Raw genomic sequence first — 21,000 nt, forward strand, 5'->3', positions numbered from 1 at the left:
GGGTCAACGGCGGATGTTCACCTCCTACCCCGTCGCCGCGGCCACCAAACCGGACGAAAGTGTGTGAAGCTCGGAACCGACCGTGAGGAGCGATGATGCCCGGACTCCTGCTGCGCGACGGCCGTCCCTGGGGCACCGCCGGCCCCGCCGACCTCCTCCTCTCGGACGGCGTCATCGCCGCGGTGGGGCCCGGCATCGAAGCGAGGGACGCCGAAGTCGTCGAGCTCGGCGGGCGGCTCGTGCTGCCCGGGCTCGTCGAAGCCCACTGCCACCTGGACAAGACGCTCTACGGCGGGCCGTGGCGGCCGCACTCGGCCGGGCCCGCGCTGGCCGACCGGATCGCCGACGAACGCCTCCGCCGCGCCGAACTCGGGCTGCCCGACCCGGCCCGGGTCAGCGCGCTGCTGGAGACCATGGCCGCCGCCGGGACCACGCACGTCCGGACGCACACGGACGTCTACTCGGGCACCGGGCTCACCGGGGTCGAGGTCGTCCGGGACACCGCCGCGCGGCTGGCGGGGCGGATCACCGTCGAGCAGGTCGCCTTCCCGCAGAGCGGCATCCTCACCAACCCGGGCACCGCCGCGCTGCTGGAAGAGGCGATCAAGCTCGGGGTGCACGCGGTCGGCGGCATCGACCCGGCCGGGATGGACCGCGACCCGGTCCGGCACCTCGACGTCGTCTTCGGCCTCGCCGAACGCCACGGCGTGCGGATCGACCTGCACCTGCACGACCCCGGCTCGCTCGGGGTGTTCGAGCTGGAGCTGATCATCGAGCGGACGCGGGCGGCCGGCCTCGCCGGGCGGGTGACGGTCAGCCACGCCTACGCACTCGGCCAGGCCGACGCCGCGACGCAGGACAGGCTGGCCGCGGGCTTGGCGGAAGCGGGCGTCACGATCACGACGGCCGCCGTCTTCGACTTCCCGGTCCCGCCGGTGAAGAAGCTGCGCGCGGCCGGGGTGAACGTGGCGTGCGGGCACGACGACATCCGCGACCTGTGGAGCCCGTACGGCAGCGGCGACCTCCTGGACCGGGCGATGCACCTGGCCTACCGCAGCACGTTCCGCCGCGACGAGGACATCGAACTGGCCCTGGAGGCCGTCACCTACGGCGGCGCCAGGGCCTTCGGCCTCGACGGCTACGGCCTCGCCGCGGGCGCGCCCGCGGACCTGGTGGTGGTCGACGCGGAGACCCCGGCCCACGCCGTGGTGACGCGGCCGCCGCGCGACCTCGTCGTCAAGGCGGGCCACATCGTCGCCCGGAGCGGCGCCCTCCCAGCGCCGGGAGCCTCGGCAGGATCGTGACCGTGCCCTCTCACCGCCGCCAGCCCGGTGAGAAGACCGGCCGGACCGGCACGCCGCCCCGGGCCGTGCCCAGGTCCGTCAACTCCACCTTCTCCAGGCCGTTGCCCGGGCCGCCGTCGCTGGTGACCGCCAGGGCCAGGGTGTTGCGGCCGTGCGGGTCGAGGATGCCGGTCGGCAGCACGAACGTGTGCTGCGGGCCGACGTCCCCGATGTACTGGCCGAGGTTCCAGCCGTTGAGGTACACCAGCACCCGGTAGCGGCCGCCTGAGCGCGGCTTCGCCGGGTCGCCGATCGTCAGGCCCACCGACGTGTCCTGGTCGCGCGGGATCCGCAGCGAGAACGTCGTGCGGTACCACGTCGTCCCCGGATCGGCCGTCGCCGCCGGGACCGCCGCCGGTGCCCAGGCGCGGTCCGGGAAGCCCGGCAGGTGCCAGCCCGCGCGCTCCCCCGCGAGACCGCCGCTGTTCAACGGGCCGCGCACGGGGTCGGCCGTGCCGCCCTGCAGCTTCCACGCCACCCCGGTCAGGGACGTCGAGATGAGTCCGCGGCCTTCCTTGTGCGCGTCGTTGACGCCGCCGTCCTGGTTGTGGCCGTTGTTGCGGACCATCACCGACAGCACGTGCGGGCCGTCGCCACGCAGCCCTTCGGGCACGGTGAACTCCGCGGTGCCGGTCGTCGGCGGCGCGGCCAGCGCGGACGGCAGGACGTGCTGCCCGAGGTACTGCCCGTCCAGCCACGCCTGCAGCACCCCGGCACCGCCGCCGCCGTAGCGGACGGCGACCTTCTCCCCCGCCGTCCCGGTGAACCGGCCGCGGTACCAGACGTCGCCGACGCCGAAGCCGTAGTCGTCCGCGGTCAGCACCGGCTGCCCGGCCGGGGGCGGGGTGGTGCTGTTCGTAGTGGTCCGGTCCGCCGAAGGCCACGCCGAGTCGTCGTACCCCGGTTCGGCCTCCGGGGAGCCCGGCGCCGAGCGCCAGCCGGTGAGCTCCGGCAGGCGCGGGTCGGCCGGTCCGGGCAGCGGCCGCAGTGCGACCATGCTGCCCGACGTCGTGGGCCGCATCGGCACCGGCGCGCCGTTCCACCACAGCAGCGGACCGCGGGCACCCCACACCTCGAGGTCCCTCGGCGCCTTCGTGTCGCCGGTCAGCACGAACCCGGCGTGGGCGGTCCGCACCAGGTCCGGCCCGCGCACGAGCAGGCCGCCGACCGGCCAGAACGTGTCCGCGGCGGCGTCGTCGGCGAGCAGCAGCGTGACGGCCGGGCGGCCGCCGCCGCTGATCCGGACGCGGGCGAGCCCGTCGTGGCGGTAGTTCAGCCGCAGGTCGTTGCCGGACCAGGTCGTCGTGACGTCGCCGGCGAGGACGTCCACGCGCGGCTGCGTCGCGTACCGCAGCACCGTCTCGCCGTCCTCCCCCGGCCGTCCGTGCAGCAGCACGGTCCCGGCCGCCTGGGCCATCAGCTCCGACGTCGAGTACACCAGGTGCTGGCCGGCGACGTCGAAGTTCGCGACCAGGTACTTGGCGTCCTGGCCGTTCAGCCGCAGCGGCACGGTGTAGTCACCGTCCGATGTGGACAGCGGGAAGGTGAAGCTGTCGTCGGTGGTGGCGTTCGACGGGTTGTGCACCGGCAGGTAGAAGTGCACGCCGGTGTCCGGGTTGACGTTGTGGTAGACCTTCACCGCGGCCGACGACGGCGTCACCGGCGCCCCGCGGTCCAGCTTGGCCAGGTCCGGCACGGTGGCCAGGAAGGACCCGATCTCCTTCATGGTCAACACCTTCGGCCGCAGCTGACGGCCTTCGTCGATCGCCGCGCCGTAGTCGTAGGAGCTGTAGACCACCGGCGCCGCCAGGCCGCCCCACGACGTGCCGCCGAAGGTCATGTAGAAGTTCTGGATCGTCAGGCCGTTCGCCAGGTTCGTGCCGTAGAAGACCCGCTCGTAGCCCGGCCCCTGCCGCACCGCGGTGCACGGGTAGGTGCCGTTGCTGCCCCAGTAGTCGAACCAGCCGCCGCCGAACTCGGCGACGAACCCGGGCGTGTTCGGCGACGCGCTCGCGCCGCCCTTGGCCCCGCCCGGCCCGTAGGTCCCCCAGTCCGGCGCCACGTTCGGGTTGCCCGGCGTCGCGTCGGTCCGGCAGGTGCCGCCGGGGTAGCCGTCGAAGGCGTAAAGGTCGACCTTGCCCTCGACGGTGCCGGGCACCCCGGAACCGGGCGGCACCCAGATGCCGTTGCGGCCCTTGTCGTTGTGGAAGACCGGGACGGTGATCCCGTCGGCCTTCACCTTGTCGTAGAGGTGGGCGACGTAGTTCTTCTGCGCGGTGCCGGTGGCGGCCAGCTCGTTCTCGATCTGGTAGAGGATCACCGAGCCGCGGCCGTCGGTGTACTGGTGGCGGGCGATGATCCGGTCGATCGCGGTGAGCCACTCGTCGGCCGCGGCGAGGTAGTCGGGGGCGTCGCTGCGGGCCCGGCCGGCCTGGGTGTTCAGCCAGGCCGGGAAGCCGCCGCCGGTGACCTCGGCGTTGATGTACGGGCCGGGCCGCGCGATGACGTACAGCCCGGCCTCGGCGGCCAGGTCGAGGACGCGGTCCATGTCGCGGACGCCGGAGAAGTCGTACACCCCGGGCGCCGGCGAGTGGTAGTTCCAGTCGAAGTAGATCGAGACGGCGTTGTAGCCGGTCGCCTTCATCTTCTGCAGGACGTCCCGCCACAGGTCCGGGCTCGGCAGCCGGAACGGGTGGAACTCCCCCGACCAGACGACCTGGCGGCGGCCGTCCAGCATGAGCGAGTACTTGTCGAACGTGACCTGGTGCTTCGGCGGTGCCGCCTCGGCGGCCGACGCCGGCGCGGCACAGAGCCCGGTCGCGACGAGCAGAGCGAGCAGGAACGACAGGAACCGGCGCATGGACTCACTTTCGGCGACGAGAGGTATAGGTCGTTATACGCGGTTGCGGCCGACGTAGACGTTGCGGGCGCGGTAGTAGGTCGGCGACGTCGGCCCCGGGGAGCCGGCCGAGCCTTCCATCTGCAGGTTGATGATCAGCCACATCGGCTTCCCGACGAAGTTCGCGCCGCGGTGCTGGCCCACCCACTTGCCGTCGAGGTAGTAGTGGATGTCCACATCGGACGCGTTGACCTTCGCGATCCAGGCGCGGTAGCCGTGCCAGCCACCGGGGTTGCTCACCCCGACGATCGTGTTGGACCAGGCCCCACTGGCGTTCTTGTAGGTGTTGAACCAGTTCCGCGCGTCACCCTTGTACTCGAGGATGTCGCTTTCCGGCGGCCAGCTCGTGGCGCCGGTCAACCAGAACGCCGGCCAGGTGCCCCGCGCCGACGGGGCCTGGAACTCGCCGCGGACCTCCCACTGCGGGAACTGGTCGGTCACGGTGATCTGCTGCTTGGCGTGGATCGCGCCGGAGTGGTAGTGGATCGGCAGGTACGGGTCCTTCGCACTGTTCCCCTCGTTCCCGCTGATGCGCGTGGCCTTCAGGACCAGCACTCCGCCGGACTCCAGGTAGACCTGGCTGTGGTCGGACGCGCTGGCGTACATCCGGGCGGTGCCGTTGTGGTCCGAGCCCCACGGGTAGCGGTAGTTCCACGCGGCCTGCAGCGTGTTGTAGCTCGCGAACGTGCCGTCCAGCACCGTTTCGAAGCCTGCCGCCGAGGCTCTGCCGCCGAACGCGGCGGTCGCGAGCCCGGCGGCGCCGGCAGCGAGGATCGTCCTGCGGGTGTGGGGCATCGTTGCCTCCCGGGTTCAGTACACGTAGGGCCAGCCGGCGCTGTCGTAGCCGATGAGGTTGATGCCGAGCTTGCCCGTCAACGGCGTCGCGTCGGAGTAGTAATAGTGGTAGACGAGCACGTCGGCGTCGGAGTCGTGGACAACGGCGACGTGGCCGGGGCCGTGGACCGCGCCGTGGCTCGCCAGGATCTCCGTGCCGCCGCCCGCGGTCATGCGGACGCCGTTGCGGTCGGTGTACGGGCCGGTGATCGACGTCGAGCGGCCGGCCATCACGCGGTAGGTGCTCTTGGTGCCCTGGCAGCACAGGTCCCAGGAGACGAACAGGTAGTAGTAGCCGCCGTGCTGGATGATGAACGGCGCTTCCTCGGCCGTCGTGCTGCCGGTGCGCTGGGCGAGGCTGCGCAACGCCGTGTCGGAGGTGCTGCGCTTGCCGGTGGCCGGGTCGAGCCGGATCATCTTGATGCCGGTCCACCACGAGCCGAAGCTCAGCCACCAGCGGCCGGAGGAGTCGACGAACAGGTTCGGGTCGATCGCGTTGTAGTCGTTGCCCGTGCTGGTCTGGATGACGATGCCGTGGTTGGTCCAGCTGCCCGGCAGGCCGGTCGTGCTGGTGGCGAGGAAGATCGCCGAGTTGCGCGAGCCGAACGAGGAAGCGGCGTAGTACAGGTAGTACCTGCCGTTGTGGAACGAGATGTCCGGCGCCCACAGGTATTCCGGCTTCCCGGGATCGGTGAACGGCGCGGTCCACGGCGCGCCGTTCGGCCACACCGAGCCGATCCGCGTGAAGTGGATCCGGTCGGTCGAGCGGCGGATCTGCAGGTACCTGTCGGTGGAGTAGAGCAGGTAGCTGCCGTCCGCCGCGCGGATCACGGCCGGGTCGTGCACGGCCTCGACGTCCCCGGTGACGTACCCGGGGTCGGGGTAGGTCGCGGCTTGCGCGGCGGGCGCGCCGAGCAGCGCGGCCGCGACGACGGCGATGACCGGGAGGCGGCGCAGGCTCATGGGATGTCCTCGGTTCGACGCTGATCCTGGACGTTGTTAACGTCAACACGCGACGGTCGTGAGTGGGTAAGGCGCGTTCTGACCCGCCTAACCGCTCACGACGGTGTCAGCGCACGGGGTTCCACCCGTCGCTGCCCGCGAGGTACTTCTGCGCCGTGTAGTTGCCGGCCTGGGCGGCGGGCAGCTGCGGCCGGTCGGCACCGGTCCCGGCACCCGCGCCGGTGTTGCGGTATTCGAAGAACCGCGCGTCCTTCCACGAGAAGCCCGACATGTCGGTCCACGGCGCCGGCTTGACCGCCGCCGGCAGGGCCGTCTCGCGGATCAGCACCTGGGCGATGGCGTCGACGTCGCCGCCCGGGTGCCACGGCCGGCCGAGGTGGAAGCTGGCCTTGGCGGCCGAGCTGAGCACCTTGCTGCCGGTGATCAGGAAGCCGTACGGGTTGGACCGCCGGGTGCTGGCCGCGGTCAGGTAGCCGTTGTTGCTGCTCGAGCCGCGGTCGAGCAGGGTGATCGTCGCCCGGTCGAACACCGCCGTGGCGCGGCCGAAGAGGAAGTCGACGTCGCCGCTGATGGCGCAGTTGCGGTAGTACTGCCGGCCGATCGTGCCGACGGCCGCGGTGTCGGCGTACAGGGTGTCCTGGTGGCCGAGGAAGGTGACGTTGTCGAAGACCATCCGGTCGCCGGTGGTCTTGACCGCGACCGCCTGGGTGTCCTTGATCTCCGGGTGGGCGTTCCGGTCGAAGGAGTTGCGGAAGGTCAGCGCGGTGGCGGTGAAGCCGTTCGCGGCGATCGTCGCGGTCGCGCTGCCGGACGTCCCGTACGTCGAGCCGTCCGTTTTCTTGGTCCCGCTGGCGTTGTCGTAGTCGATGACGACGTCCGCGGCCTTCCCGGTGGTGCCGCGCATCGTGATCCCGGTCTTGCCCGAGGGCACCGAGACGACCTCGCGGTAGGTCCCGGGCTTGATCGAGAGCGTGCCGCCCGCCGAAACCGCGTTGATCCCGGCCTGCACGGTGGTGTAGTTCCCGGATCCGTCCTTGGCCACGACGACGTTCGCCGCCGCCGCGCCGGCCGGCGGAGCGGCGAGCGACGCACCGGCGAGCACCGACGCGACGAGCAGGGTCTTCAACATGACGCCTCCACGGTGGAACGCGCCGGGGATGGCGGACGGCGGCCACCACCCCCGGCGCGGGTCGGTTACTTGTAGGTGATGTTGGCCGCGGTGTAGAGGCAGTTCGTCGAGTCCGGGCCGGTGCCGATCTTCGTCGGCTCGCCGCTGGTGACGCCCTTGTACTTCTCGCAGGGCACGATCTTGCGGCTCGAATCCCCGACGATGGTGATCCGGGTCAGCTTCGCGGTGTCACCGTAGTTGGTGTTGATGCCGACGAGCGTCTTGCCGGGCACGGTCGCGGTGACGTTGTCCACGACGACGTTGCGCTTGTACTGCGTCTTGCAGTTGCCGCAGGAGCGGTACAGCTTGCCGAAGTCGTTGACCTGGAAGTTGCGGATGTACATGGTGCCGGGGCCGTTGTGCTGGAAGACCTTGTCCGAGGCCTTGCGCGCGCCGCCGCCGTCGATGGTCATCGTCTGGGAGGCGGAGGTGCCCTTGAAGGTCGCGGCGTCCTCGCCGACGTCCTCCCACCAGACGTTGAGCAGCGTGCAGGTGCCGAGGCAGTGCACGCCGTCGGCGGCGGGGCTGCCCAGGACGACGTTCTTCAGGGTGGTGCCGTTGGCGAGCTGGAACAGCGGGCTCTGGCCCTCGTCCTGGCCGCCGGAACCGAGGTCGCCGGTGCCGTAGAACCGCTTGAGCCCGCCGTCGTAGGTGCCGCTGGTGACCTTGATCGTCGCGCCCACCGGCACGCTGCCGCTCGGCGTCGGCCACGACGCGGCCGACGCGGTGGCGCCGGTGCCGACCGCCGCCGAAACGGCGAGCGCGGCGACCGCCACTACCCGGATGATCCGGGACATCTTGGGGGGAACCATTCATCACTCCCTGGTCTCGTGCGTTCAATCGGCGCTGATGGAAAACGTCCGACCGGGTTGTGAAAGCGCTTTCTCGCCCCCGAGTTTCGGGTTGCGGGCTGGAGTGTGTCAATGTCGTTCGCCGCAGCGGCACGCATGTCGCCCGGATGGTCGCCACCGGCGTGCGTTTTCAGAAAACGCCGAAACTGTCGAAGGTTTCAGCGACCGGTGCCGGCACCGGCGAGCACCAGCGCGGGGACCGCCCACGCAGGGTCGAGACGTTCGACAAAGGCAGGCGTCCAGCCGACGTCCGCGCCCAGATCCGGGTCGTTGGCCGCGTTGTATTCGGCCAGCAGGTCAACTGGACGCGGCCACTGGTTGCCCTGCGACACCAGCGTCCCGGTCGCGTGCAGCACGGTGCCCTTCCAGTAGTGCACCAACTGGCCCAACGGCAACGCGGCCGGGATGCGGAAGAAGTTGTTCTCGGCGTAGATCCGGGACTCGACGCCGACGCCGAGCGAATACGTGTAGGCGGCCGGATCCTTGACCACGTAGAGGTTGTCGTACACGTGCACCTGGCCGTACCGCACCCGCGGCGCGCGCTGGCCGATCTCGGAGAACAGGTTGTGGTGCAGGGTGACCCGCAGCTTGCCGACGTCGTGGGTGGGCTTGTCGGTGTTGCCGATCAGCATGGTCTTGTCGTGGTCGTGCAGCCGGTTGTAGGACGCCGTGACCAGGTCGGAGCCGTTCACGATGTCGAACAGGCCGTCGTGGACCTCGTACTTGCGGCCGAAGTACGTCGGCTGCTGGTCGTTGCCGCCGTCGCTGAACTCGTTGTGGTCCACCCAGACGTGGGTCGCGCCGACCAGGTCGAGGTTGTCGTACTCGGAGTTCCAGTTGCCGTCGGCGGTGTCGAGGGGATCCCACTGCGGGAAGCAGTCGTGGGCGTCGGAGAAGTGCAGGTTGCGCAGGATCACGTTGTCGCCGGTGACGCGCAGGGTCAGCCCGTGCAGCGTGGCGTCACGGCCGAGCCCGACGATCGTGGTGTTCGGGCCGACGTCGAGCACGACCTGCCCGGCCTGGTTGGCCTGCGACCGTTCGCGGGCTTCCTCCAGCGGTCCCGAGGGCGGCACTCTCCCCCAGGTCGCCGGGTCGTACGCCGCCAGGTACGCCGGGAGGCTGTAGGCGGGATCGGCGAAACTTTCACAGCTCACGGGCCGGTCGGCGGCGTCCACGTTGCCCTCGACGGTGCCGCGGACGTAGACGATCTTCGGTGCGCCCGGGTTCGCCGCGAGCGCGGCGGCCAGTTCGGAGCGCTTGGTCACCGTGCGGATGTTGTCGCGGGTGGCGGCCGCGCCGCCGGTGGTCCCGGTGGTCGCCGCGGCCCAGCCGTCGTGGGCGCCGAGGACGACCCGGCCGGGGTCTCGTCCGTGGGCTTGGGCGGGTGGTGCGGCGAGCGTCACTCCGAGCAGGGCCACGGTCCCCGCCCAAGCCTTCCAGCGCATGTCGGCTCCTCTAGTCGGTGTCCTGTCTCCTGAGCACCCGGGCCGCGTGCCGGGCGAGGCCGGCGGCGTCCGGGGCGCCGTCGATGACGACGACGTGGTGGGTCAGGGTCAGCTCCTCGCCCGGTTCGAGCAGCCACGGCCGGTGGTAGGTCGCGGCGAAGCTGACCACGGGGAACGGCTCGTTGCGGACGTACCAGGCCGTCGGGTGGGCCGCGTTCTCCGGGCTGTCGGCGAACAACAGCGTCGAGCTCCGCAGGCTTTCGTCGTGCTGCCCGGTGAAGGCGAGCCACGGCGCCCGGTGCCCCATCGCGTCCGCCGCGGACTTCCCGTCCGACGTCCGGACCGTGCCGCCCACGAACGAACGCGGCCCGCGCCAGAACAGGCCGCCGTAGCCCGCGGTGTCCCGTCCTTCGGTGACCGGGCTCCCCCAGCGCAGCTCGTGGCCGCTGGTGTTGCGCAGCCGGCTGGACCAGGTGAGCGTCCAGTGCCCGCCGCGCGGTGAGACGTCGCCGAAGTGCAGCGTGCGGTGCTCGGTGAGCCAGCGCCGTCCGGCCGCGGTGCGCCAGACCAGCTCGTGCCGCAGCTCGCAGTGCCCGCCGGCGTCGTCGATGCTCTCCCAGCGGACGTGGCCGATCGTGCCGTTGTTGTCGAGCGGGGTGTAGCCGCGGCCGCGGACGTAGGTGCGGCCGCCCCAGAAGTTCTCGCCGGAGAGGTGGGCCATGGTGAACTGCAGGCCGTTGTGCCAGGTGTGGTCGTGCGGGCGGACCGCGGTCACGACCTCGCCGGCGGTGGTGCGCAGCGGGTGCAGGTACGGCTTCGGTGAGTCCCCGGCCGGGGTCGGCGGCTCGACGACGTACTCGGCCAGGACGACGTCGCCGAGGCGCACGCACACCCGGCCGTCGTCCTCCTCGGTCACCTCCGGCGTGCCCACCGCCGCGCGGCTCACGCCGGCTCCCCGATCTCCCCCAGCAGTTCCTCGACGGACACCGGCCGTCCGGTGTCGAGGGACCGGTTCGCGGCCAGCCCGGTGAGCAGCGCCTGCAGGCCGGCGTCGTGGTCGGCCGCGCAGCCGAGCGCGTCCGGTTCGGCGTCGCCGAGCAGTTCGGCGAGCATGCGCTCGTCGCCGCCGCCGTGGCCGTCGCCGAGCTGTCCGTCGAACACGGTTTCCGGCGGTGCCCATAGCCGTTGCACGGTCAGCCGGGCACTCGCCCGCTTCGGCACCGGTTCGGCCCCGGCGGCGTACTCGTTCTCCCGGACATCCAGCTCCAGGCGCCCTTCGGAGCCGGAGAACGCGACGCGGTAGCCCTCCCGCGGCGAATACGCGTGGAGGTGGTAGTTCAGCACCGCGCCGCCTTCGTGGCGCACGAGCACCGACAGGTCGTCTTCGATGGTGACGCCGGGGGCGAACACGTCCTGGTTGCGGACGTAACCGTCTTCCCGCCCGGCGTCACCGTAGAGCGCGCGCAGCTTGGGTGAGGCCTCGAGGTCCAGCGCGAACCGGTCGGCGGCCTTGCCGGTCTTGTCGCCGTAGAAGAACAGCCGGCCGAGGGCGAACACCGTCTCGGGGCCGCGGCCGAGCCACCAGTTGACGAGGTCGAAGTGGTGGCCGGACTTGTGCACGAGCAGGCCGCCGGAGTTGGCCTTGTCGCGGTGCCAGCGGCGGAAGTAGTCGGCGCCGTGCGCGGTGTCGAGCAGCCAGCTGAACTCGACCGAGCCGACCTCCCCGATCGCGCCGCCGGCCAGGAGCTCCCGCACCCGGCGGTGCACCGGGTTGTAGCGGTAGTTGAAGGCGACCCGCACCGAGCGGCCGGTCTCGCGCCGGGCGGTGAGGATCCGCCGCGCGCCCTCGACGTCGGTCGTCATGGGCTTTTCGGTGACGACGTCGCAGCCGGCCTCCAGCGCGGCGACGACGTAGTCCGCGTGCGTGTGGTCCGGGGTGCACACGACGACGACGTCGATGCGTTCTTTCGCCAGCATCGCGGTGAAGTCCGCCGGCCGGTAGCCGGGGATTTCGGTGCCGAGCCAGTCGTTGTGCACCCGCATGCGGGTTTCGTTGTGGTCGCAGAAGGCCGCGAGCTCCGCCCGCGGCGAGGCGGCCAGGGCCTGGGCGAACAGCTGGGCGCGGGAGCCCAGGCCGACGATCGCGTGGCGACGCACCGCCATCACCTCTCTCGTTCAGGCGCGCGTGGCGGCGCCGGTCCAGGGCAGGGCGAGTTCGGAGAAGAGCGCGAGCCGCTCGGCCGCGGTGTCGACGTCCCGGTCGATACCCGGCACGACGAAGTGCCGGTCGGGCCCGCTGTCCACGGCCTGGACCCATTCGGTGGGCAGCGGCAGGGGTTCGGGCGCGTCGCGGACGGCTTCCACCAGCGCGGTGAAGGCGCGGGTGGCGGCCAGCGGGGCCAGCAGCGGCTCGCCGTCGCGCAGGTACGCGACGAGGTTGGCCAGCAGGTCGCGCGGCGGGGCGGCCTGGCGTTGTTCGCCGTCGACCGTGAGCAGGTCGGTCTTGTAGTGCCAGCGGATCCGGCCGTTCGTGCCGTGGACGAGCACGTACGGGTCGTGGTCGGCCTCGGCGTCGAGGGTGGCCGCGACGACCACGTCCGGCGCTCCGGCGAAGCTCAGCCGGGCGCAGGCGGTGTCGTCGGACTCGATGTCCCGCGCCCGGTACAGCTCGACGGCGGTCCGCTCCGGCAGGTCCTCGGCGGTGCCGTTGACCAGCAGGGCGGTCGCGACGGCGTGGGCGAAGGGGTTGGTGAGGGCGCCGTCCACGACCGGCTGCCCGCCGACCCGGCGACGGCCCGCCCACGCGGCCCGGGCGAAGTACCGGTCCCGCCGGATCCAGGCCCCGGCGGCGGCGATCCCGGTGACCGTGCCGATCTCGCCGTTCGCGATGGCTCTGCGGACCAGGGGGATGGCGGCGGAGCCGAAGCTCTGGAAGCCGGTCTGGCAGGCACGGCCGCGGGCCAGCTCGGTGAGTTCGGCGAAGGCCGCGAGGTCGAGGACGGGTGGTTTCTCGACGAGCAGGTGACACCCGGCGGCGAGCGCGAGCTTCGCCAGCGGGAGGTGGGTGTGCGGCGGGGTGGCCACCACGGCGACGTCCGGGGTGGTGCGGGCGAGCAGTTCGGCCGCGTCCCGGGTGATCGCGGCGCCTTCGGGCAGGAGCGCGCGGGCGTCCTCCGGTGGCTCGCGGATGTCGCAGGCCCCGGCGAGGAGGATTTCGCCGCGGTCGTGCAGGGCACGGGCCCGACGCAGGTGCTGACCGGCATACCCGGCCATGCCGAAGACGACGACGCCCGGCCTCATCGGCGGCCACCGGTGGCGACGGCGGCCAGGGCGAGCGGCCCGGCCACGACGAGGGCGAGGATCGGCAGCATCCAGACGAGCAGGACGCTGATGCCCAAGGCGGCGGCGAGGAGAAGGGCGTCCTTGGGGTCGGCGGCGGTTTCCCGCGCGGCGGTGACGAAGGCCGGGCGCCAAGCCGGGCCGGCCGGGGTGCGCGAGCCGCCATCCGGCCATCGCCCGGCCGCGCCGCTCTCCGCCGGGCCGCCAGTCGCCACGGCCGTTTCCCGCGCTGCCTCCCCGGCGACCTGGCCCCAGGCTGGGCCGGCCGGGGTGCGCGAGCCGCCGTCCGGCCATCGCCCGGCCGCCGTGCCGCCGCCGGCCACCAGCTCGCAGGTCCGCACCGCGACCACCACCCCCGCCACCGCCAGCACCCACAGCGCCGGCCGCAGCACGCCCGCCCCCGGCATGGCCGCCACCACCTCCAGGTCCACCGCGAACAGCACCACCGCCGCCAGGCAGCCCAGCGCGAACGCCGCCCCACCCCGGGCCGCCGAGCGGAAGTCCGTCCAGAACGTGGTCCACAGTGGACTCCCGATGTCACGCCGGGAGCGGTCCACGACCCGGCAGCCCGCGACGAACGCCGCGGGTGCCGTCACCACCGGGACCGAGGCGAGCGCGACCAGCAGCCCCGCCAGCAGGCAGTCCGAAAAGTCACCGAGCCCGGTGCGCCACTGGGTTCTCATCCGTTCACCCCTTCAGGCCGCTGGTGCTGACGCCTTCGACCAGCAGGCGCTGGAAGGCGAGGAAGAACAGCACGATCGGGACCAGCGCGAGCGCCGACATCGCGAACATCGCGCCGAAGTTCGACTCGCTGCTGGTGTCCACGAACAGCCGCAGCCCCAGCGGGACGGTGAACTTCTCCGTGTCGTTCAGGTACACCATCTGCGTGAAGAAGTCGTTCCACGTCCAGATGAACGTGAAGATCGACGTCGTCACCAGCGCCGGTTTCGACAGGGGCAGCACCACGTGCCAGAACGTGCGGTACACCGAACAGCCGTCGATGATCGCCGCCTCGTCCAGCTCGCGCGGGATGCCCCGCATGAACTGGACGATCAAGAACACGAAGAACGCCTCTGTCGCCAGCAGCTTCGGCAGGATCAGCGGGACGAAGGTGTTGACCAGGCCGGCCTGCTGGAAGATCACGTACTGCGGGATCAGCGTGACGTGGTAGGGCAGCATCAACGTCGTGATCATGAACGCGAACAGCGCGCCCCGGAACCGGAACTTCAACCGGGCGAAGGCGAACGCCGCCAGGGAACACGACAGCACGTTCGCCGCCACCGACAGGCCGGCCACCAGGAACGAGTTCAGGAAGAAGCGGCCGAACCCGACCCCCGCCGCGCCCTCCCAGCCCTTCGTGTAGCCGTCGAAGACGAACCTCGTCGGCAGCAGCGCCAGCCGCGAGAGGATCTCGTCCGGGGGCTTGACCGACGCGAACGCCAGCCACACCAGCGGGTACAGCACCACGGCGACGATGAGCAGGCACAGCAGGTGCCAGCCGAACGAGCGGGCGCTGCGCGGGAGCACGGTCACTTCCGGTCCTCCGCATCGTCGTAGAACACCCACAGCTTCGCGGTGCGGAACACGATGGCCGTCACGATCGCGATGACCACCAGCAGCACCCACGCCATCGCCGACGCGTAGCCCATCCGGAAGTCCTGGAAGCCGACCTCGAACAGGTAGAGGGTGTAGAACAGGTCCGCGTCGGCCGGGCCGCCGCGGCCGCCGCCGATGACGAACGCCGGGGTGAAGGCCTGGAACGCGTGGATCGCCTCCATCACCAGGTTGAAGAAGATCACCGGCGAGAGCATGGGCAGCGTGATGTGCCGGAACCGGCGGAACGCGCCGGCACCGTCGATCGCGGCCGCCTCGTGCAGCTCGGCCGGGATCTGCTTGAGCCCGGCCAGGAAGATCACCATCGGCGCGCCGAACTGCCACACGCCCAGCAGCACGATCGAGGCCAGGCTGAACTGCGGGTCGTCGACCCAGCTCGGGGTGTGCCAGCCGAAGAACGCGAGGACCTCGTTGACCGGGCCGCCGCCCATGAACAGCGCCCGCCACACCAGCGCCGCCGCGACGCTCGCGCCCAGCAGCGAAGGCGCGTAGAACGCCGCCCGGTAGAAGCCTCCTGCGCCGCGGCGGGTGTTGAGCAGCATCGCCACCAGCAGTGACACCGACAGCTTCAACGGCACCGACACGCACACGTAGATCAGCGTGACCGTCACCGACTGCAGGTAACGGTCGTCCTCGGTGAACATGTGCGTGAAGTTGCCGAAGCCGACCCACTCCGGCGCCGTGAACATGTCGTAGTCGGTGAACGACAGGTACAGCGAGACCACCATCGGGCCGACGGTCAGCGCGATCGCGCCGAGCAGCCACGGGGCGAGGAAGGCGAACGCCTCCGGCTGGCTCTTGCGGCGGCGCCCGGCCGGGCGGTCCCGGCGCCGGACGCGCGCGGCCGCCGCGGGGGCGACCGGCGGGTCCGGCGTGCGCAGGGTCGTCATCGGCTAGGACAGTCCCTTCTGGGCTTCGGTCATGAACCGGTTGACCGCGTCACCGATGCTCATCCGGCCGAACGCGACCTCTTCGTACGTGCGCTGGAGCAGCTTCTGGATCGCGCCCGCGCCCTTCGGCGGCACCGGCGGCGCGGCCCCGAGCTTCGGCTCGAGCGCGGCTTCGTAGTCGTAGAGGGTCTTGTCGTTGCCCTTGGCGTCGGCCGCCAGCTGCGCGCGGATCTTGAGGTTCGGGGCGAGGCCGCGGTCGGTGCCGACGATCTTGCCGACCTCGGGGTCGTTGACCAGGAAGTCGACGAGCTTCGCCGCCGCCTCCTGCTGCTGGCTGCGCGCGGACACGGCCAGGAACATCGACGGCCGCCGGTACTGGCCGGTGTCGCCGTTCGCGCCGCTCGGGTACGGCGCCACGTTCAGGGGCTTGCCGTTCGCCTTCTGGTACGCCGGCAGCAGGTTGTCGTAGGCGAACTCCGAGCTGGTCAGCTTCTTGCCCAGCGGGGACTGCTCGGGCGAGGTGTTGTACGACGCCGTGACGTCGGGGGCCGAGGCGGCCTTCGTGTCGCGGAACTTGCTCGCCAGCTCCCAGTAGCGGCGCAGGTCGTCGCCGGTGAAGCCGAGCTTGCCCTCGGGCGTGTAGAACTGCTTGCCCTGCTGGCGCAGCCAGATCTCCAGCGTCGTGTCGAGGATGCCGAAGTCGGTCACCCCGCGCACCGAGCCCGCCGCGCCGACCTTCTGCGCCGCCTCGGCGTACTGGTCCCAGGTCAGCCCCTTCGCCGGGTCTGCGCCGGCCGCGGTGAACGCGGCGGGGTCGTAGATCATCGCCGGGGTGTTCTGCGCCCACGGCACGGCGTACCGCTTGCCCTGGTAGACGCCGGTGGCCGCCAGCTCCGGGTTGACGTCGGCGAGCGAGATCGCCTTGCCGGCGCCGGAGTTCAGGTCGGCCAGGACGTTGCGGCCGCCGTATTCGGCCAGGTAGCGGCTGTCGACGTTGAGCACGTCCGGCGGCTTGCCCCCGGCCGTCTGCGTCGCCAGCTTCTCCCAGTAGGCCGCGTACGCCGAGAACGACGTCTGCACCTTGATGCGCGGGTTCTTCTGCTGGAAGAGCTCGACGGCCTTCTTCGTGAGGTTCGCCCGCCCTTCGCTGCCCCACCACACGAAGTTGATGGTCACGTCGCCGCCGCTGCCGGAGTCCGAGCCGCAGGCGGCCACCCCGGTCAGCAGCAACGGGACCACCACGGCCAGCGCGACGACACCCCGTCTGGTTCCACGCACAGTTGTCCGCCCCATCGAACTCTCCGTCCTCAGCCGGTCAGCACTTTTCTGAAAACGCTGTCAGCGCGCTCACGGTAGGCAGTGCGCCGCGCCGGTGTCAACGACCAATTCGGAAGAATAGCCCTTGTGCAGCAACGGTTTTGGCATTCAGCGGGCTGAACGAGGGCAGCCTGAGAAAGCGCTTACCGGATCCGGGTCGACGAGCCGGCCGTCAGCGCGAGGAGCACCGGCTCGCCTCAGCCGGTGCGTTCGGCGGCCGGGCCGCCCGGCCGCCGTCGCGCGGCACTGGCCCACGGGACGCCGATTTCGGAGAACAACGCCAGCCGGTCCGCGGCGACGGCGACCTCTTCGCCGATCCCGCGCACCACCGGGTGCCGGCTCGCCCCTTCGCCGACCGTGCGGATCCAGCCCGCCGGGATCCGCGACGGCTCCGGCGCGTCCCGCACCGCCTCGACGACCGAGGCGAACGCCCGGGTTCCCGACAGCGGCGCCAGCAGCGGCACGCCGTCCGGGTCGAGGTGATGGGCGATCAGGTTGCGCAGCAGGTCGGCCGGTTCGCCGAGGTGGAACCGCTCGTCGTCGATCTCGAGGCGGTGGCTCTTGTACCAGAACTTCGCCCGCGCCCGCTCGCCGTGCACCACGACGTAGGGCTCGTGGTCCTGTTCGGCGCACAGCGAGGCGGCGACGACGATCTCGGGCCCGTCGCCGAACCGGATCCGCAGGCACGCGGTGTCGTCGGCCTCGATGTCGCGGGTGCCGTAGAGCTCGAGGGCGATCTCCGCCGGGTCGCGCTCGGCGACCCCGCCGACCAGCAGGGCCGTGGCCACGGCGTGGGAGAACGGGTTGGTCAGTGCGCCGTCGACGACGGCCTCGCCGTCGAGCCAGCGGCGGCCGGCCCACGGGTTGCGGCGGTAGTAGGCGTCGGTCCGGATCCACGCGCCGGCCGCGCCGACGCCGGCCACGGTGCCGAGCCTGCCGGCGGCGATCGCCGCGCGGAGGACGGGCAGCACCGGGGAACCGAAGCTCTGGAACCCGGTCTGGCAGGCCGCTCCGGTCTCCGCGGCCAGCCGCGCCAGCGTGGTGAACCCGGCGAGGTCGAGCACCGGCGGGGTCTCCAGCAGCAGGTCACTGCCCGCCCGCAGCACCGAGGCGGCGGTCTGGACGTGCGCGTGCGGCGGCGTCGCGACCACGGTGATGTCGGGCCGGCAGCGGCGGAGCAGGTCTTCGACGCCCGCGTGCGCGGTGCCTCCGGGTGGCAGCAGCGCGCCGGCGGCGGCCGAGGGCGGCCGGATGTCGGCCATGCCCGCGAACCGGACCAGGCCTTCGTCGTGCAGGATCCGCGCGCGGTGCAGGTAGCTGAAGGCGTAGCCGGACGTGCCGACGACCGCCAGCCTCGGCGGGTCCGCGACGGTGCGGCTCCGGCTCCCCGACATGGATCTCCGATCGGCGGGACCGCTGGGTGCCCGCGCGGGAGGCGACGAATGGGCTTTCGGGAGAAACTCCGGTCGCCACCGTAGGGGGCGCGCGACAAACGTGTCAATGATCAGGACAGTCCGGTCGAAATCGTCGATGCGACGATACTCCGAACGGCGGCGGCCGTTTCGAGATAGCGCTTACTGGAATAGACCACTTCCCGTTGCAAGTCCTGACTGCCGGTTTGCAGGATTTGTTGACAACGCGGTCGGGGAGTTTCCATGATGTTGCCGGGGAGCCTGCCGAGGAGTAGCCGTGACCGTGACGATTCACGACGTCGCCCGCCGGGCCAACGTGTCGATCTCGACCGTCTCGCGGGCGTTCACCTCCCCGGACCTGGTCCGGCAGCAGACCCGCACCCGGGTGCTGGCCGCGGCGCACGAGCTGGGCTACCACGCGGCAGGCGCGCCGCAGCCGGGGCCGGCGGTCCGCACCGGGCACATCGGGATCGTGGTCTCGGACCTGGGCAACCCGTTCTTCACCGGCGTGCTCAACGGCGTCCAGGCCCGTGCCCGGCAGGACGACATCGCGGTGCTGTTCGCCAACAGCGACGAGGACCCGGCGACCGAGCAGAACCTCGTCCGCCGGATGGCCAAGCAGGTCGACGGCGTCGTGCTGTGCAGCCCGAGCATGACCGACGACCAGCTGCGCGCGCTCGCCGGGCAGACGACGCTGGTGCTGCTCAACCGGGAGGTGGCCGGGATCCCGTCGATCGTGATGGACGCCGCCGACGGGATGCGCCAGGCGATCGAGCACCTGGCGGCGCTGGGCCACCGCCGCTGCGCCTACCTGGGCGGGCCGCGGGCGTCGTGGGCGAACCACGCCCGCAAGCTGGGCCTGGCGGAGACCGCGCGGAAGCACGGCACGGAAGTCGTCGAGTTCGGCCCGTTCCCCCCGGTGTTCGAAGGCGGCCTGCAGGGCGCGGACCTGGCACTGGCCGCGGACGTGACGGCGATCGTCGCCTACAACGACCTGGTCGCCTTCGGCGCGCTGGCCCGCCTGAACGCGCGGGGGGTGCCGGTGCCGGACGAGATCAGCCTGGTCGGCTTCGACGACCTGGTGTTCGCGGCGATCTCGGCGCCCCCGCTGACGACGATCGCGATGCCGACGGAGGCCGCGGGCCGCGCGGCGGTGACGATCCTGCTGGGCCTGCTGGACGGCGAGGCCGACGAGCACACGACGCAGGTGCTGGACACGCACCTGATCGTCCGCGCCACGACGGCCCCGCCGGCGCGCTGACGGCCCGCTCCGGACGTCATGAAAGAGTCGTTCATGACGTCCGATGTCATGAACGACTCTTTCATGACATCGGTGGGTCAGCTCCCGAAGACGTTGCGGTGCAGGAAGGGGTTGCGGAACTTGCCGTCCGGGTCGAGCCGCTCGGCCAGCGCCCGGAACTCGGCCAGCTTCGGGTAGCCCGCCGGGACGCCGTGGAACAGCTTGCCCCAGTGCGGCCGCGCCCCGAACGGCGCCAGGCGCTCCTCGAGCACCGGCAGCAGTGCCTCGACGTCGGCCTGCCGCGGCTGCCACGTGAAGTGCAGGGCCACCCGGTCGCCGCCGTGACAGGGGCTGAGCCACAGGTCGTCGCCCGCGATGGCCCGGATCTCCGAGACCAGCAGCAGCGGGGCCACCCGGTCGCCGAGCTCGCGGACCGCCCGGATCGCCGCGGCGGCGTCGCGGTACGGCACGAAGTACTCCGACTGCAGCTCGTCCCCGACGCTCGGGGTGAACGCCAGCGCGAAGTGCGGGAGCCGCTCGTGCCACGGGCCCGGCACCCCAAGCTGGCGCGTGCAGTTGTCCGCCGGGATGCCCGCCGCGTGCGCCGGGTGGCGGGGGCCGTCCGCCGGCACGGCGCCGAAAAGCCCGGCGCGGTGCGTGAAATCGTCGACACGGCTCTTGAGCCACACCTGGTCGATCTTGTCGTTCGCCCAGTTCGTGAACATGCTGACGCTGTAGCCGGCGTCTTCGATTTCGTCGAAATGGTCCTGGGCGGCTGCCCACGGCAAATCGTCGAACACGTCCTGGCGGACGTCGAACGCCGGAACGACGTCGAGGGTCAGCCGGGTGACGACGCCGAACGCGCCGAGCCCGACGACCAGGCCCGCGAATTCCGTGTCGGCGCGGGTGAAGGTCCGCAGCTCGCCGTCGGCGGTGACCAGCTCGATCCCGGAGACGGCCGCGGCCAGCCCCGGCTGCCGCCGCCCGGAACCGTGGGTGCCGGTCGCGACGCTGCCCGCCACCGTGATGTGGGGCAGCGACGCCAGATTCGGCAGCGCGAAGCCCGCGTTGTGCAGTTGCCGCGCGAAGTCGCCGTAGCGGGCCGACCCGCCGACGGTCACCGTGCCGTCGCCGATCTCGACGGGCACGTCGAGGGCGCGCAGGTCGAGCAGCAGCCCGCCCGGGGAGTCCGCGATCGTGTTGAAGCAGTGCCGGCTGCCGAGGGCCTTGACGTGCGTCGCGGCCGCGACGGCTTCCTGCACCTCGCCGACGGTCCGCGGCGTCGTCACCGCGTCCGCGCCGTAGGTGAGGTTCCCGGCCCAGTTCGACTCGCCCACCCGCTGTGTCCTTCCGCAGTAGAGATCCACTGCCGACCCTACGCGGCCGCCGCGCGCCAGAAGTCCCGCAGCCGGCTCTGCGGCACGGGGTTGTCCTCGCCGACCTGGGTCAGCAGGACGGCGACCGTGCCGGTGGCAGGCACGACGTGCGCGGTGGTGCCGGTGCCGCCGACCCACCCGTACCGGCCCGGCACGTGCCACGGCTCGGTGACGGCGATGTCCACCGAGCCGCCCATCCCCCAGCCCTGGCCCTCGAGGAACAGCGCGCCGAGCCCAGTCCCCCGCCGTCCCGGCGAGGCCGCCATTGCCCAGCGGCAACGCCGGCATCGTGCGCCGCTGGCCGTCCGG

18 protein-coding genes are annotated in these 21,000 nt (G+C 71.7%); 2 read left to right on the forward strand and 16 right to left on the reverse strand.

All coding sequences use genetic code 11. The features are described from left to right. Positions 1–95 precede the first annotated feature (95 nt). On the forward strand, positions 96–1,304 hold the full coding sequence (locus BLW76_RS27325) for an amidohydrolase family protein (RefSeq protein WP_091319949.1): 1,209 nt from the start codon (positions 96–98) through the stop codon (positions 1,302–1,304). Positions 1,305–1,314: 10 nt separating this feature from the next. Here BLW76_RS27325 and BLW76_RS27330 read toward each other — a convergent pair whose 3' ends face one another. The 14 genes from BLW76_RS27330 to BLW76_RS27400 all read right to left on the reverse strand — a co-directional run bounded on the left by BLW76_RS27330 (position 1,315) and on the right by BLW76_RS27400 (position 18,057). Beyond that, entirely contained in the window at positions 1,315–4,203 is a 2,889-nt protein-coding gene (locus tag BLW76_RS27330) for a beta-galactosidase (protein WP_091312443.1), read from the reverse strand. A 33-nt stretch (positions 4,204–4,236) separates the two neighbouring features. Continuing rightward, positions 4,237–5,037 (reverse strand): family 16 glycosylhydrolase, encoded by an 801-nt coding sequence (locus BLW76_RS27335; protein WP_091312445.1) that lies wholly within the window; start codon positions 5,035–5,037, stop codon positions 4,237–4,239. Positions 5,038–5,052: 15 nt separating this feature from the next. Next, complete coding sequence (locus BLW76_RS27340; RefSeq protein ID WP_091312447.1) at positions 5,053–6,039, reverse strand: arabinan endo-1,5-alpha-L-arabinosidase; 987 nt, start codon at positions 6,037–6,039, stop codon at positions 5,053–5,055. A gap of 106 nt (positions 6,040–6,145) precedes the next feature. Beyond that, positions 6,146–7,168, reverse strand: coding sequence for a pectinesterase family protein (locus tag BLW76_RS27345; RefSeq protein WP_091312450.1), 1,023 nt, complete (start codon positions 7,166–7,168; stop codon positions 6,146–6,148). Positions 7,169–7,233: 65 nt separating this feature from the next. Then, the gene (locus BLW76_RS27350) at positions 7,234–8,004 is read right to left on the reverse strand and encodes a pectate lyase (RefSeq protein WP_091312451.1); all 771 of its coding nucleotides are present in this window, start codon (positions 8,002–8,004) and stop codon (positions 7,234–7,236) included. A 212-nt stretch (positions 8,005–8,216) separates the two neighbouring features. Further along, complete coding sequence (locus BLW76_RS27355; protein ID WP_091312454.1) at positions 8,217–9,503, reverse strand: pectate lyase family protein; 1,287 nt, start codon at positions 9,501–9,503, stop codon at positions 8,217–8,219. Positions 9,504–9,513: 10 nt separating this feature from the next. After that, positions 9,514–10,449, reverse strand: coding sequence for a DUF6807 domain-containing protein (locus BLW76_RS27360; RefSeq protein ID WP_091312455.1), 936 nt, complete (start codon positions 10,447–10,449; stop codon positions 9,514–9,516). Beyond that, the gene (locus BLW76_RS27365) at positions 10,446–11,666 is read right to left on the reverse strand and encodes a Gfo/Idh/MocA family protein (protein WP_167384750.1); all 1,221 of its coding nucleotides are present in this window, start codon (positions 11,664–11,666) and stop codon (positions 10,446–10,448) included. Before BLW76_RS27365 ends, BLW76_RS27360 begins: the two co-directional genes overlap by 4 nt. A gap of 12 nt (positions 11,667–11,678) precedes the next feature. Continuing rightward, on the reverse strand, positions 11,679–12,803 hold the full coding sequence (locus tag BLW76_RS27370; protein WP_091312460.1) for a Gfo/Idh/MocA family protein: 1,125 nt from the start codon (positions 12,801–12,803) through the stop codon (positions 11,679–11,681). Continuing rightward, on the reverse strand, positions 12,800–13,525 hold the full coding sequence (locus BLW76_RS49260; RefSeq protein ID WP_244170332.1) for a YesL family protein: 726 nt from the start codon (positions 13,523–13,525) through the stop codon (positions 12,800–12,802). Before BLW76_RS49260 ends, BLW76_RS27370 begins: the two co-directional genes overlap by 4 nt. 4 nt (positions 13,526–13,529) lie before the next feature. Then, positions 13,530–14,375 carry a carbohydrate ABC transporter permease gene (locus BLW76_RS27385; protein WP_091312463.1) on the reverse strand — a complete coding sequence of 282 codons (846 nt, stop codon included), beginning with the start codon at positions 14,373–14,375 and terminating at the stop codon, positions 13,530–13,532. Beyond that, positions 14,372–15,346, reverse strand: coding sequence for a carbohydrate ABC transporter permease (locus BLW76_RS27390; RefSeq protein WP_091312466.1), 975 nt, complete (start codon positions 15,344–15,346; stop codon positions 14,372–14,374). Before BLW76_RS27390 ends, BLW76_RS27385 begins: the two co-directional genes overlap by 4 nt. Positions 15,347–15,349: 3 nt before the next feature. Continuing rightward, entirely contained in the window at positions 15,350–16,624 is a 1,275-nt protein-coding gene (locus BLW76_RS27395) for an ABC transporter substrate-binding protein (RefSeq protein ID WP_244170333.1), read from the reverse strand. A gap of 236 nt (positions 16,625–16,860) precedes the next feature. Next, the gene (locus BLW76_RS27400; protein WP_091312471.1) at positions 16,861–18,057 is read right to left on the reverse strand and encodes a Gfo/Idh/MocA family protein; all 1,197 of its coding nucleotides are present in this window, start codon (positions 18,055–18,057) and stop codon (positions 16,861–16,863) included. A 295-nt stretch (positions 18,058–18,352) separates the two neighbouring features. Here BLW76_RS27400 and BLW76_RS27405 point away from each other — a divergent pair, with 295 nt between their 5' ends. Beyond that, complete coding sequence (locus BLW76_RS27405) at positions 18,353–19,336, forward strand: LacI family DNA-binding transcriptional regulator (RefSeq protein ID WP_091312473.1); 984 nt, start codon at positions 18,353–18,355, stop codon at positions 19,334–19,336. Positions 19,337–19,413: 77 nt separating this feature from the next. Here the strand turns inward: BLW76_RS27405 and BLW76_RS27410 are convergent, their stop codons facing one another. Both BLW76_RS27410 and BLW76_RS49880 read right to left on the reverse strand, forming a co-directional pair. Next, positions 19,414–20,652 (reverse strand): FAD-binding protein, encoded by a 1,239-nt coding sequence (locus BLW76_RS27410; protein WP_167384751.1) that lies wholly within the window; start codon positions 20,650–20,652, stop codon positions 19,414–19,416. 38 nt (positions 20,653–20,690) lie between these two features. After that, a complete protein-coding gene (locus BLW76_RS49880) occupies positions 20,691–20,957 on the reverse strand; it encodes a hypothetical protein (RefSeq protein WP_244170334.1) in 267 nt (88 codons plus the stop codon). Positions 20,958–21,000: the final 43 nt, after the last annotated feature.

The sequence above is a fragment of the Amycolatopsis tolypomycina genome, assembly GCF_900105945.1.
GTDB lineage: Bacteria > Actinomycetota > Actinomycetes > Mycobacteriales > Pseudonocardiaceae > Amycolatopsis > Amycolatopsis tolypomycina.